The following is a 14122-nucleotide window of genomic DNA, read 5'->3' on the forward strand; positions in this document are numbered from 1 at the left end:
GCGGAGGCAAGGTCCTCTCAACCGCGGCCGGGGCATGGAATATAATGCACAGACGTCATCTTTTTTTTAATTCAGTCAATAGCGGTTAATTATAAAAAATAATCGAATTTCATGCCGACACCCTCTCTTGTTACATACATTACTTAATACTTTAATAAGCAATTTTATGAACATGCATTACCAAGAAGTTCAATTTAACCCGGTGATTTTTATTTATTCTTTCTCAGTGTAACGTTTCGTTTAAAATTCTCGCCCTCAAACACGTTATTATACTCACGCGTTATAACACTATTGAACAATTGCATATATTTAATTTATAAATTAATTAAGGATGAGATAATGAAAAAAATATGCCTTGCGCTGGCCGCTTGCGCGACCCTGGGAACCAGTTTTGCCGCCGCCGCTAACGAACATACCCTGTCTTTGGGGTATGCGCAGAGTAAAATTTTAGACTCCCGTCCCAAAGGCGCGAATCTCAAGTATCGTTATGAAGGGGAGAGTCCGGTCGGTATTATTACTTCCATGACGTTTATGGGCTCCAATGATTCTTACTCCGCATTTGATCCTAAACAGAACTATCGCACCGGCGAAGAAAAAGAAAAATTCCGTTATCTGTCTCTTGCCGCCGGCCCGGCTTTCCGATTCAATGAATTTATCAGTATTTATGGCCTGGCTGGGGTTAACTTTAATAAATTGGACTATAACCGCAAGGCTTATGATAAAACAGGAAAGGTAATAAGAGAAAACCAGGCTAACTATAAAAATACGTCCCTGATGTATGGAGCCGGTGTGCAGTTTAACCCCACTTCAAACCTGACGCTGGACGTGGGATATGAAGGCTCCCATTTCAAAGCCAGCGATAATCATAAATCACTGGCAATCAATGGGTTTAACGCGGGCGTGGGTTATCGCTTCTGATTAGCGCTGCCCGCCGACGGCAAGAATGATTGCCGGCGGCGGGCAGATGTCTTATCCGGACAGTGTGATTCACGCCCGTCTACGCGGTGGCTATCGGCATCCTCTTGAGCGGCTATGGACGCAAAGCCGCGTGGAGGGAATCATAGCAAGGCAAAGGCAATCATGCCCACCACCGCGCCGGTGGTGCCGAGAATGGTTTCCATAACCGTCCAGGTCTTTAACGTTTGCAGTTCGGTGGCGCCGGTCAGCTTGCCGAACAGCCAGAAGCCGGCATCGTTGACGTGACTGCAGACAATGGAGCCGCCGCCGATGCATACCGACAGCGCCGCCATCTGCGCGCCGCTGAATCCCAGCGGCGCGACCACCGGCATAATCAGGCCGACGGTGGTCAGGCAGGCAACGGTGGCGGACCCCTGGATAATGCGGATAGCGGCGGCCAGCACAAAGCAGGCCACGGCAATCGGCAGTCCGGTGCTGATCAGGGCATTGCCCAGCGCCGGCCCTACGCCGGAATCCACCAATACCTGTTTGAATACCCCGCCGGCGCCGGTCACCAGCAGGATGATGCCCGCCGGCTGCAACGCCGCCGAGCAAATCTCCATCACCTTATCCTTGCTCATGCCCTGGCGATAAGCCAGACCGTAGATGGCCACCAGGCAGGCGAGCAGGATGGCGATAAACGGGTGACCGACCAGTTCCATCCAGCGATACATGGTTCCGCCCTGGGCCACAAAGCGCACGCCGATGGTTTTCAACCCCACCAGGATCAGCGGAAACAGCACCAGCGAGACGCTAAAACCAAACGACGGCAGCTCGCCCGTTTTCAGCTGCGGTTCAGCGACATCCGCCGGCACCGGGATAAAAACAGACTTGCTGATAAAGCTGCCGAATACCGGACCGGCCAACAGCATGCCCGGGATTGCCGCCATCAGGCCGATGGCAATCATCCAGCCAAAATCCGCGTGCATCTGCGAGGCGAGCAGCATTGGCGTCGGACCAGGCAGCAAAAATGCCGCCGCCGCCGCGACGCCGGCAAATAACGGCACCAATAACTTAACCAAATTACCGTCGGTACGGCGGGCGACGGCAAAAACCACGCCAATCAGCAGCATGACCGCCACTTCAAAAAACAGCGGCAACGCGCAAATTAATCCCACGATGCCCATAGCCAAAAAGGCGCGGCTTTCGCCAAAGCACTTCACCATTTTACCGGCGATTTGATCCAGCGCGCCGGTCTCATGCAAAACCTTGCCAAACATCGACCCCAGAGCGACGACGATGGCCAGGAAGCCCAGCGTCCCGCCCATGCCCGCCTGCATGGTATCGGCAATTTTTTCCAGCGGCATTCCGGAGAAGATACCTGTGCCCACGGAAACCAACAGCAGGGCGACAAACGCGTGCATACGCGCTTTCATCACCAGGAACAGCAGGATAAGCACCGACCCGATGGCGGTGATAATCAATGTTAAGGTACTCATATTGCCTTATCCGCCATACCGGTCATGGCGCCGCCGGTCCTGACGGTAGTTCTTTTTTGTGCGATCACGCGCTGACTCCTAAAGAAAAAATGTTACCGGTAACAATAGTCCTTCCTGACTATAAAAAAGGCAAGAACTTAGAAGCAGATCACACTAAAAGTGTGATGTACCTCCAAAAAATGGGGTTATATCACATTTTTTTTGTAACGAATGTTGCTTTGCCCCAGACCGGGTCGAGTCACAGGGTGAATAAATAACTCACGGGTAGATTATGTAATGTTACTCATGGATTTAAGCAGATATTATTGCAAGATATGCCAAACCCTATTTAATTTATGACAGAGTTACTATTAAAATTAAAATTAATTGAACTTACCAAAATAAAAACCCTCCAAGGACAAGCTCATGGAGCATTTGGTATAAACGCCATTTAAGTAACATATAAAATTATTTAATTTAACTTGGCGATAAAAATGGCATACCCTGTTCTTCTGGCCGCTCCGTTTTGCCATCAGCATTTACGAATTTAACGATTTCCTGGCAATAATAGCGAATATTTTTTGGCCAGGTTATGTTATTATGCCTTTAATTCTCTTATTAATAAAATAACGCTATGAAAAGAAATAAGATCAATATTATCAACAAGATACTCTCTTGCTACACTTTTTTTAGCGGCTATAAAAAAGGCCGGGCGGACGAGTGCAACAATAATGACATTAGTTGTATTGTCATCTATTCCACTACTGCGCTAGGCGATTTAATTCTTAATACCCCTGCAATTCATGCGCTCAGGAAAAAATTCCCCCATGCCAGGCTGGTGCTGGTGTCCAGCCCGAAAAATAAGGAACTGGTACATAACAGCGCGCTGTTTGACGAGGTCATATACTGGAACAATAAGTTCAATAATATTATCTATTTTATCTATAAATTACGTCGCCTGCGTCCGCAATTGGCGGTGATCCTGCACTCCTATTTTCCTTACGATATCCTAAGCGTGGTACTGGCCGGATGCCGTTACATCTTTCGCGATCATTACGGCAGCGAAAGCCCGGCGCTCAACCCCTGGCTCACCGCCTACTCGCAAAAATTCGAGGGACATACCGTGCAACGCAAGCTGAATCTGCTGCAACCCCTGGGATGCGATACGACCGCGGTGCGGATGGCGATTCCAGTGGTCATCCCGCATCAGGCAAAACCCCTGGATAGGGTTCGCGTCGGCTTCCAGCTTGGCGCCTCGCGGGATTTCAGGCGCTGGCCGCCGGCGAGCTTCGCCGCGTTAAGCCGCAAACTGATGGATCAGGATTCAACGCTTGACGTGGTGCTTATCGGCGGCAAGAACGAGTTATCCCTGGTCGATGACTTTATGGCCCTGATACCGGCTGATAACCGGCGCCGGGTAATTTCACTGGTGGGTAAAACCAGCCTGCTGGAACTTGCCGCCGCGATAACCACTTTTGATACGCTGGTAACCGGCGATACCGGGCCACTGCATCTGGCGATTGCGCAGCAGGTGCGGACCGTAAGCCTGTTCGTGACCGCCAATCCCTTGTATACCGGGCCCTACCAGGACCAGCACCTGCACCATGTGTTTTATAAACCGCTGCACACGCTGGCGCCGGACCTGGCCAACAGCCCGTTCCCGATGACGGCCATTACCGTCGATGAAGTTTTTGCCGCCGTGCGCCGAAGTTACCGCCGCGGCCAGGACAACACGCCGGATCTGGCAATGAGCGAATACCATTATGGAACCTGATTTGCGCCAGCAGGTATTCGATTTTATCAGCCCGTTTCGCCAGCCCGATATCTGGGGCCGGAGCAAGCCCCTGTGCCCGGCCTTTTCCCTGCGCGAGGATCTGAATTTATCCCAAGACGAATTCGATCACCTGATGAACGACTTTTTTCTGCTTTTTCAGGTCGACGCCAGCCACTACGACCATTTGGCCTATTTCCCGGAAAACAACCGCCCGATCCCCATCAGGATAATGCAGCATTTGGGCCTGAGCATCGGTGCTGCGCCGCCAGACGGTCCGCGGCCATTAACCCTGGCGATGCTGGTCTCGGCCGCCCGCGCCGGCAGATGGCCGCGGCAGGAAAACTAGCGCGCTTCCGGCCTGAGCCCGCGCAACGCCTGATACACCCGTTCGGGTGTCAGAGACGCCACATTGTTATCCTCTGCCAGCAAAACCGTATGCGGCACCCGCCAGGGGGCCCAGCATATCGGATCGCTGTCGCCGAATAACGCGACAATGCCTTTGCCCAATCCGGCCGCGATATGCATCGCCCCGCCGTCGCTGGTCACCACGCTGTCGCACAGCTGCATGGCCGCCGTCAGCTCATCCAGCGATCGGGTGGCGATAGGGATCAAACCAGGTAAACGGCAGGCGGCCACAATGCGCGCAGCCAACGCGTCATCACCCGGATGCGTGGGATTATCCGCCGCGCCCGGCGACCAGAGCAGGATGATCCTGCCGGGACCGGCGGCGGCGATGAGCCTTGCCAAGGCGACAAAATGAGCCTCGGGCCAGCGCTGCAGAATTCTGCGGGCGCTGATTTGCAGCCCGATGACCGGCTGGCCGGGCTCGATGCCGTAACGTGCCGACAGCGCGTCGACCGCGGCCGGATCGGCGTTAAGCACCAGGGGTCCGGCGGGCGAGCGTAGCCCCAGGGGGGCCAGCATACGGTGAAATCGCTGCACCAGATGTTCCCGGCTCTCTGGCGGCGGCGTGACCAAATCGGTAATCATCGGATGGGAAAGTTCGCCCAGGGCCAGGATCCTGGCGGCCCCCGACAATGTGCCCCATTTTAATACCCGCCGGTCCCAGCGACTTTTGGCAATCACGGCAATATCGTAATGCGTACGGCGGATAAGCCACATGATTTTTATCCGGCGCAGGAGAATACCGAGACGGGATGCGCCCGCGCCGCGATGGTGGCTTTTCTGATAGACGTAGATATTGCCGATATCGGGATTGCGCGCCAGCACCCCGGCATTGTAGCTGTTTGCCAGGACATCGACCTGGTAGCCGCCTTCCCTGGCCAGGGCGCGGATGAGCGGAGTGGTCAACAACGTATCGCCGATATTATCCCGACATACCACCAAGGCTCTCATGGCGTTGCTCCGCTGATAGAATTAACAGTCAGGTTAAAACCCCACCGGGCCACATAAGGATGGTTTATGACCGGTTATAGGACACCGGCGAATTAGACACGTTCAACCATTTGAAGATAAATGATAAGGCAATAAATGATATCAGCCCTGGACCAGGGCTGAAAGAGTGGGGTAACCGGCCGGGTCGCCGGCCAATTATTTCATCAGAAAGCGGTCCAGGCGCTGATGCAAACGCCGGTTCTCCGTTCTTAAGCGGGAGATTTCGTCAAGCAGGTTCACCGCCAGCGCAATGCCCGCCCAGTCCAGCTCCAAATCCTGGCGCAGGCGCTGCGCCCGCTTAAGCTCCCGCAACGCCGCCGGCTCGAAACGCCAGTCGTCGGTTGAGTTATCCTGCGGGGCAATAATGCCCAACGCCACCACTTCTAACAGTTCGTCCCGGGAAATACTGGCTGTTTGGCAAATTTCCGTGATTTCCAGGGTAACCCTGACATCGGTCATGGCCTTTTACTCCCATTCCGCACGAGGATTAAACGCACATTGCGCGGCGAGCTGCGTCCACAGGTCACGGGCCCGATCGTCGGCCTGCGGCGGCATCACCACTTTAATCAAAGCATATAAATCGCCGGTTCCCTGCTTATTCACCAGGCCCTTGCCCTTGACGCGCAGGTGCTGGCCGGTCTGGCTGTTGGCCGGCACGGTAAGGGTAATCTTGCCGGTGAGCGTGGGCACCGTGACTTTAGCGCCAAGCGCCGCTTCCCAAGGGGCCAGGGGCAAAGTGACCAGCAGGTTGTTGCCGTCGATGTCAAATAACGGATGCGGGGCGATGCGGATAACCAAATAAAGGTCGCCATTGTCGCCGCCGTTGCTGCCCGCGGGCCCCTGTCCTTTGATGCGGATGCGATCGCCGTCGCTGACGCCGGCGGGGATCTTCACCTTCAGCGTTTTGCCGATCGGCGCGCCCTGCCGCCCGCGCTCAACCGGGGCCGACAGTTGATAACTGATGGTGCGCTGGTGCTCCTCAAGGGTTTCCTCCAGGAATACCGCCACCTCAATTTCAGCATCCTGGCCGCGCCTGGGCGCGCGGGCGCGCTGTCCGCCACGGGCCTGGCCGCCGAACACCGATTCAAAAAAATCGGAATAGTCACGCGGCTCGAAATCGTTTTGCGCCTGGCCGCCGGCGCGCCCGCCGGGCTGCCAGCCGGGGGGCGCCTCGAAGCGCCCGCCCTGACCATATTTACGCAGTTCATCGTATTCGGCGCGACGGGCGCTGTCCTTGAGCACCTCATAGGCTTCGGCGATATCTTTGAATTTAGCTTCGGCATTGGGCTCGGTGCTGACGTCGGGATGATATTTACGCGCCAGCCGGCGATACGCGGTTTTGATCGTTTTAATATCGGCCGTGGGTTCGACACCCAGAGCGGCATAATAATCTTTAAAATCCATACAGCCCTACCGCCATATTTGATGTAGTGAATTGCGGCGTTTAAACCCACCGCTGACGGAAATACCTGCAATTTGATTAACTTTAGCACTTCGGCCAGTGCATTAAAAGTCTGTCCGGTCGCCGGCGCGCGGCATAAAAAAAGCGGGCAATCGTAAAGCTGTTTTATCCATTTTGTAGGGATTAACCAGCTGATAAATGTGATACACCTATCACAAATACCAGATAAGTAGCAGGACTCTCTATATCTTTAGCCGACCAAGTCTCACGCTGAAGGGCAATGGGTTCCATGTTAAGCACCTGTCCGGCTGACCGCCGTTGTTATGCTTTGTATGGAGACTTCATGTCACACTCTGGCGAATACCCCTCCCCGGCCGCCGCTACCGGCATTCCGTTGGCCGGTAACGCGCGCTTTATGAATGCGTTTATCTCCTTCTCCGCCGCCATGGCCGGCCTGTTGTTCGGGCTGGATATCGGCGTGATTGCCGGCGCCCTGCCGCTTATCGCCGAGCATTTTTCCCTGAGCAATCAATTGCAGGAGTGGATAGTCAGCAGCATGATGCTGGGCGCGGCGATCGGGGCGCTGGCCAACGGCTGGTTCTCTTCCCGTCTGGGACGCAAATACAGCCTGATGATCGGCGCCGTGCTGTTTATCTTCGGCTCTGTTGGCTCGGCGCTGGCCCAGTCGGCGGAAATCCTGTTGCTCAGCCGTGTGCTGCTGGGTTTTGCCATCGGCATCGCGTCCTATACCGCGCCGCTTTATTTGTCCGAAATGGCCACTGAATCCATACGCGGCAAGCTTATCGCCATGTATCAGCTGATGGTGACCCTGGGCATATTGCTGGCCTTTTTGTCCGATACCGCCTTTAGCGCTAGCGGCAACTGGCGCGCCATGCTGGGCGTGCTGTGCATCCCGGCGATCGTCTTGCTGGCGGCGGTGTTTTTTCTGCCCAACAGTCCCCGCTGGCTGGCATCCAAGGGACGGCATATCGAAGCGGAACAGGTACTGCGGATGCTGCGCGACACCTCGGAAAAGGCGCGGCAAGAGCTCAATGATATCCGTGAAAGCCTGAAGCTCAAGCAAAACGGCTGGGCATTATTCAAGTCCAACGGCAATGTGCGCCGGGCGGTATTTCTCGGCATGTTGTTGCAGGCAATGCAGCAATTTACCGGTATGAATATCATCATGTATTACGCGCCGAAAATTTTCAGCCTGGCGGGATTCACCACCACCCGCCAACAAATGATCGCGACGGTTATCGTCGGTCTGACGTTTGTGCTGGCGACATTTATCGCCATCGGCATGGTGGACAAGGCGGGGCGCAAGCCGGCGCTGAAAATCGGCTTTAGCGTCATCGCCGTCGGCACGCTGCTGCTGGGGGTTTGCCTGCAATTGATCGATAGCGGCAATCATTCCGCCGGCATTTCCTATCTGGCGGTGGGCATGACCATGATGTGCATCGCCGGTTACGCCATGAGCGCCGCGCCGGTGGTCTGGATCCTGTGTTCTGAAATCCAGCCGCTGAAAAGCCGCGACTTCGGCATTACCTGTTCCACCACCACCAACTGGGTCGCCAATATGATTATCGGCGCCACCTTCCTGACCCTGATGGGACATATTGGCGCCGCCGCCACGTTCTGGCTCTACAGCGCGCTTAATGTGGTCTTTGTGGTGATCACCTTTATCCTGATACCGGAAACCAAAAATATGTCGCTGGAAAAAATAGAGCACAACCTGCTGGCGGGTAAAAAGCTGCGGCATATCGGCCAGTAGCGGCTAATAGCGGCTAATAGCGGCTAATAGCGGCTAATATACCGCTATCGTCAGTCGTTGCCGGCGCCAATACCGATATTAGCCGCCACCTGCCTTCATACGTGCCGGGCGCCAATCCCCTGGGCTGGCGTAACGTTATCAGGAACAGCGGGTTGCCCCGGCGATTAACGACGCCGCTCCAGCATGGCGAAAAAGATGACCGTCATGGCGAGCACAATGAGCAGCAATACCAGTGCGGCGGCCGAGCCTTCGTTAATCGACAGGCCGAGGAAGGCCCGACGGTAGGCAAAAAAACTCAGTACCTCGGTGGCGGTACCGGGGCCGCCGCGGGTCAGCACATAAGGCAAATCATAGGTTCGCAGCTCGTTAATCAGCTGGATGACCACGGCGATGGCCGCCACCGGGCGCAGCATCGGCAAGGTAATATACCAAAATTGCTGCCATTGCCTGGCGCCGTCCATTTCGGCGGCCTCGTAAGGTTCACGTGGCAGCGCGGCAAGACCGGCCGCCAGGATCAGCACCACAAAAGACATTTGCTGCCAGACATCAATAAACGCCATGCTCCAGAACGCCAGGGTCGGATTGCCCAACCAGTCCATGCGCGGTAGTCCCCAGGACTCGAACACATGGTTGATAATACCCAGGTTGGGCTGCAGCAACATACGCCAAATCAGCGCAACGCATACCGGCGACATCGCCATCGGGATGGTCAGCAACGCGAAATAAAGCGGCCGGGTCCTGACCACCCGGTTAAGCATCAGAGCAATGCCCAGCCCCGCCAAAAACTCGCCGGTGACGGTAATCAGCGAATATTTAATAGTCAACCAGGCAGCCGCCCAAAATGCCCCATCGTTCAGCACGGCGACAAAGTTGTCGATGCCGGCAAACGGCGCCAGGGCAGGCCGCATCAGGGTAAAGGAAGAGAAAGCCAGGGCGACGGCATACAGCACAGGGAAACCCAGCACGATAGCCAATGCGGTCAAACCCGGTGAGGCAAACGCCCAGCCGGTCAGGCGAAACCGGTCAAACCCGACGCGGTCGGGTTTTGTCTGTCGCAGGGAAGCTGCGGAGGTTTTAGATAGCATCATCAATGACTTCTACTTCTTCATCAGCTTTTCAAGCTGGGCGGCGGATTCCGCCAGCGCCCCGTCAACGGTGCCGCTGCCGCCGGCCACTTGGGAAAGTTGGGTGCCGAGCACATCCTCATACTGGGCGGAATAGGTGAAGATAGGGAAAGATTTGCCGCTGGCGACCACCTGCTGCGCGGTTTGGTAATAGGGGAATTTAGCCAGCACCGCCGGGTCTTGGTAGACATCGGCGCGCACCGGCGCATGGCCCTGCAGCGCGCGCTCGGTTTCGGTTTTTTTACTTTGCACCCATTGGATAAAGGTCCAGGCGGCCTGTTTTTCTTCAGGTGAAACATTATGTGGAATGCCCCATCCCCAGCCGCCGCTTTCACCATGGCCGCCCGGCATCGTCGTCAGCGCCAGTTTACCCGCCACGGCCGGGCATGCCTGCTGGTTGTCCAGTTGCGGCAGCATCCACCAGTAGGTGATCATGCTGAAGGCCTTGCCGCCGCACATCAAACGCATGGTATCGTCGAGGGTGGCGGACAGCGCGCCAGCTTGGGCCCCATGCTGGATGGCATCGACATATAAGGCCAGGGCCTTTTTACCCGCCGGGCTATTGAGCACCACCTTATTATCCTGGTCCAGGTAATCGCCGCCGGCGGCAAACAGATAGTTGGAGAATTCCATGCTGTTGGGATCCCCGCGTTGCCCCTGCATGGCCGCCCCGGCAATACCCTGTTTTTCTTTAATATATTTAATTAACGCGACATAGTCTTGAAGCGTTTGCGGTGGCACCAACGCCTTATTGGCGCTGGCCTGGTATTGCTGCTGTAGCGTTTTATCCGCCAGAATATCAGTGCGATATATCAGCCCCATGGAATAGTTATACATCGGCAAAATAAATAATTTATCTTTGTCGTGGTTGAGCAGTGAAACGGTGGATGGGATAAACGCCGACGTATCAAAATTATCTTTTTTAATGAGCGGGGTGAGATTGGTTAGCCATTGCGCGGCGGGAAATTCACCGGCCCATAGAAAATCCACTTCCAGCAAATTGTAATAACTTTGTGGAGCAATTAATTGTGCTACCAGCTTATCATGCATATCGCCGTAGCCGATCTTTTCAAACTCAACCTTGATACCGCTCTCTTTTTCGAATTGCGGCAGCATTTGCTCGATAATATGAGTCTCAGGGACATCTTCCATCAGGGCGCGCAATACCACCTCTTTTGCCTGCGCTGCCATAACGGTGGACAACATAACCAAACCTGATAAGAATAATATTTTTGTCTTTATTAACATGACCGGCTCCTGTTTCGTCGGATTGATGATTTTCTCTGGTGAAAAAGAACAATGGGCCGTGAGGTTTTAACTATTAAACGCTTATATTATTTAACGCTACCGAACGTCAGGCCCTTGACGATAAAACGCTGGATAAAATGCGATGCGATAATCAGCGGTAAAATGGCCATTACCACCCCCGCCGACACTTTGCCAATCTGTACGCCGTTGGACGTTTGCAACGCGGCCAGCGCCACCGGAATAGTCGAGGTTTGCGGCCCGCTCAGCACCAGGGCGAATAGAAACTCGTTCCACGAAAGAATAAACCCCAGCACCGCGGCGGCGGCCAGGCCCGGCAGCGAAACCGGCAGCACCACGTGGCGGAAGGCGCCCCAGGCGGTGGCGCCGTCGGTCATGGCCGCCCATTCCAGGTCGACTGGTATACCCTCGAAAAAACCCATCAGGATCCAGGTCAGGAACGGCAGGTTCAGCGCGGCGTACACCAGCGTCAACCCGACCAGCGAGTTGGTCAGCCCGAGCGTGCGCAATAGGGCAAACGCCGGCAATACCAGCGCCACCGCCGGCAGCATTTGGGTTGCGAGCATAATAAAGCGCGCCGCCCGTCCGCCGGTCCTGAAACGGGCAAACGCATAACCGGTGGCGGCGGCAAACGGCATCGCCAGAATCACCGAACATATCGAGACAATCAGACTGTTGCGGTAATGAACCAGAAAATTGTTTTTCTCAAGCAGTCCCTGGTAATTTTCCCATGACCAGCCTGGGAACAAATCGGCGCTGTAGGCCATAGGCTCGGGTACCAGACTCGTGCGCAGCGCCCATAACGGCGGCAGTATCACCAGCAGGCAGGAAAGTATCAGCCCAAGATGCAGTGCAATTTTGCGTAACATACCATGCCCTCGGTGTAGCCTAGCTGGCGAGTGGAGGGGAGGCCCGGCGCGGCAGGACATCCCCCGTCAGGCTGTCAAATAAATGCAGTGGGTCGGGGTCCATATAGAGGGTGATGGTACTCCCGGGCGACGGCAGAGTATGCCGGTCAAGCCGCACCACGAACCGGACATCGGCAATGGTGCCGATGACGATGTTCTCCGCCCCCAGGGCTTCCACAGCCGTCACCTTTAACATCACCGGCTGCCAGTTGGCGTTAAGCTGCCGCGCATGGAAATCTTCCGGGCGGATTCCCAGGATCACAGGCTGTCCGTCATAGTGCCGGTAATCCCCCCGCGCGTAATCCGCCACCCGCAGGCGGCAGGTGGCGTTCAGCTCAAGAGATACTCCCTTGGCCCACGCGCGCACCACGCAGGGGATCAGGTTGATGGGCGGTGAGGAAAGAAAACGCGCCACAAAGGTATTGGCCGGGTTGGCGTAAACCTCCAACGGCGTGCCGCTCTGTACCAGGTATCCGTCGCGCATGATGCAGATGCGATCACCCATGGTCATCGCCTCTATCTGGTCGTGGGTGACATACACCATCGTTTTACCCAACCTGCGGTGCAGTTTTATCAGTTCGGTGCGCATTTCGGCGCGCAGTTGCGTATCCAGGTTGGATAAGGGCTCATCCAGCAGAAAAGCCTGCGGTTCCCGCACGATAGCGCGCCCCAGCGCCACCCGCTGCCGCTGGCCGCCGGACAGGGCGCCCGGTTTGCGATGCAGAAGTTGGTCCAGTCCCAGCATGGCGGCGGTTTCGGCGACCTTTTGCCGGATAACGCCGGTCGCGGTGCCGCGCATTTTCAAACCGAAACCCATGTTTTCCGCCACCGTCATATGGGGGTAGAGCGCGTAACTTTGAAATACCACGGCAATATTGCGATCGCGGGGCGCCACATGGTTAACATTTTGGTCATTGATGCGCAGTTCTCCGGAGGTAATGCTTTCCAGGCCGGCAATCATGCGCAGCGTCGTGGATTTGCCGCAGCCGGAGGGGCCGAGAAAGATCACAAACTCACCATCCCGAATCTTCAGGTCGACGTCACGTACGCTGTACTGATTGTTTTGATAGATCTTGGAAACCCGCCGCAGTTCAATAGAAGCCATGGTATTCCCTCTCTTTGACGTTAACGCAAAACCGACCATCATTGGGGCAAACGATTGCTTTTACCGGTGGCGCGCTTTCGCCGGTTGCCTATCAGATCCCGCAGAAGTGTTGTCCGCATCTGATTAGAATGTTTCTTTTTGTTGTATTTATCAGCCGGTATAAACGCCACCGGTGACATTAACACCCTGACCGGTCATAAAGCGGGCGGCGTCCGAGCACAAAAACGCCACCACATCGGCGACATCATCGGGGGTTTCCAGACGTCCCAACGGCGTCTGCGCGATATAATCGGCGATGACCCGTTCCGGCTCGACGGAACGCAGCTCCGCTTCCCATTCCACCTCTCGCGACTGCATCCCCGTTTTAACAAATCCGGGGCACACGGCATTCACCCTAATGCCATGTACCGCCAGTTCACGGGCCAGCGCCTGGGTCCAGCCCAGTACCGCGAATTTACTGGCGGAGTAGTGCGCCAGAAGCGGCGCGCCAACTTTCGCCGCCAGGGAAGCGGTATTGACTATCACCCCCCGGCCCTGGCCGACAAACTGGCGGGCGGCGATCTGATTGGTCAGAAACACCCCGCGCGCATTGACGTCAAAATTAAAATCCCATTCGTCATCGGTGAGTTTTAACGCATGCTGCATCGTAGAAACCCCGGCGTTGGCCGCTAAAATCTCAAAACCGCCAAAAACCTCATTTACCCGGGCAAACCCGGCGGTGACCGATGCGCGGGAGCATACGTCAAGATGAAAACCAAACGTCTCGCCGCCTAATTCCTCGGCGGTGCGTTTCGCCTTTACCTCATCGATATCACCAATGGCGACGCGCACACGCTGCGCGGCCAGCGCGGCGGCGATGGCCCGGCCGATACCGGTGGCGCCGCCCGTGACTACCGCGGCCTTTCCGGCCAGATCGTGATACTGATAGGGACTGGCAATATCATAGCTCATGTTGCTGCTCCTCTACGTTATCCACTATTATCTACAACAAAATATCGA

At 55.5% G+C, this 14122-nt stretch carries 13 protein-coding genes; 4 read left to right on the forward strand and 9 right to left on the reverse strand.

Annotated features, from left to right (window positions below; all coding sequences use genetic code 11):
• Positions 1–339 precede the first annotated feature (339 nt).
• Positions 340–918: an Ail/Lom family outer membrane beta-barrel protein gene (locus tag ABUK12_RS13540; RefSeq protein WP_410012347.1), complete on the forward strand. Its 579-nt coding sequence runs from the start codon at positions 340–342 to the stop codon at positions 916–918.
• Positions 919–1058: 140 nt separating this feature from the next.
• Here ABUK12_RS13540 and gntU read toward each other — a convergent pair whose 3' ends face one another.
• A complete protein-coding gene (gene gntU, locus ABUK12_RS13545; protein ID WP_410012348.1) occupies positions 1059–2396 on the reverse strand; it encodes a gluconate transporter in 1338 nt (445 codons plus the stop codon).
• Between the two features lie 613 nt (positions 2397–3009).
• On the opposite strand from gntU, the gene ABUK12_RS13550 reads away from it, so the two are divergent.
• Both ABUK12_RS13550 and ABUK12_RS13555 read left to right on the forward strand, forming a co-directional pair.
• Entirely contained in the window at positions 3010–4149 is a 1140-nt protein-coding gene (locus tag ABUK12_RS13550) for a glycosyltransferase family 9 protein (RefSeq protein ID WP_410012349.1), read from the forward strand.
• On the forward strand, positions 4139–4495 hold the full coding sequence (locus ABUK12_RS13555) for a DUF1493 family protein (RefSeq protein ID WP_410012350.1): 357 nt from the start codon (positions 4139–4141) through the stop codon (positions 4493–4495). The genes ABUK12_RS13550 and ABUK12_RS13555 overlap by 11 nt, the downstream gene beginning before the upstream one ends.
• On the opposite strand, the gene ABUK12_RS13560 is transcribed toward ABUK12_RS13555, so the two are convergent.
• From ABUK12_RS13560 to cbpA, 3 genes are all read right to left on the reverse strand, one after another.
• Positions 4492–5505, reverse strand: a complete 1014-nt coding sequence (locus ABUK12_RS13560) for a glycosyltransferase family 9 protein (protein ID WP_410012351.1) — start codon at positions 5503–5505, stop codon at positions 4492–4494. The two genes, ABUK12_RS13555 and ABUK12_RS13560, sit on opposite strands and share 4 nt — an antisense overlap.
• A 195-nt stretch (positions 5506–5700) precedes the next feature.
• A complete protein-coding gene (locus tag ABUK12_RS13565) occupies positions 5701–6003 on the reverse strand; it encodes a chaperone modulator CbpM (protein ID WP_410012353.1) in 303 nt (100 codons plus the stop codon).
• 6 nt (positions 6004–6009) lie between these two features.
• Entirely contained in the window at positions 6010–6948 is a 939-nt protein-coding gene (cbpA, locus tag ABUK12_RS13570; RefSeq protein WP_410012354.1) for a curved DNA-binding protein, read from the reverse strand.
• 341 nt (positions 6949–7289) lie between these two features.
• Between cbpA and ABUK12_RS13575 the strand changes: the two genes are divergently transcribed.
• Positions 7290–8720, forward strand: coding sequence for a sugar porter family MFS transporter (locus ABUK12_RS13575; RefSeq protein WP_410012355.1), 1431 nt, complete (start codon positions 7290–7292; stop codon positions 8718–8720).
• 164 nt (positions 8721–8884) lie between these two features.
• Here ABUK12_RS13575 and ABUK12_RS13580 read toward each other — a convergent pair whose 3' ends face one another.
• The 5 genes from ABUK12_RS13580 to ABUK12_RS13600 all read right to left on the reverse strand — a co-directional run bounded on the left by ABUK12_RS13580 (position 8885) and on the right by ABUK12_RS13600 (position 14074).
• Positions 8885–9808 (reverse strand): carbohydrate ABC transporter permease, encoded by a 924-nt coding sequence (locus ABUK12_RS13580; protein ID WP_410012356.1) that lies wholly within the window; start codon positions 9806–9808, stop codon positions 8885–8887.
• Between the two features lie 9 nt (positions 9809–9817).
• The gene (locus ABUK12_RS13585; RefSeq protein WP_410012357.1) at positions 9818–11050 is read right to left on the reverse strand and encodes an ABC transporter substrate-binding protein; all 1233 of its coding nucleotides are present in this window, start codon (positions 11048–11050) and stop codon (positions 9818–9820) included.
• A gap of 128 nt (positions 11051–11178) precedes the next feature.
• Positions 11179–11979 (reverse strand): carbohydrate ABC transporter permease, encoded by an 801-nt coding sequence (locus ABUK12_RS13590; protein WP_410012358.1) that lies wholly within the window; start codon positions 11977–11979, stop codon positions 11179–11181.
• Between the two features lie 19 nt (positions 11980–11998).
• Entirely contained in the window at positions 11999–13123 is a 1125-nt protein-coding gene (locus ABUK12_RS13595) for an ABC transporter ATP-binding protein (RefSeq protein ID WP_410012359.1), read from the reverse strand.
• Positions 13124–13273: 150 nt separating this feature from the next.
• Positions 13274–14074: an SDR family NAD(P)-dependent oxidoreductase gene (locus ABUK12_RS13600; protein WP_410012360.1), complete on the reverse strand. Its 801-nt coding sequence runs from the start codon at positions 14072–14074 to the stop codon at positions 13274–13276.
• Positions 14075–14122: the final 48 nt, after the last annotated feature.

The organism is Sodalis sp. C49, assembly GCF_046352915.1.
Lineage (GTDB): Bacteria > Pseudomonadota > Gammaproteobacteria > Enterobacterales > Enterobacteriaceae > Acerihabitans.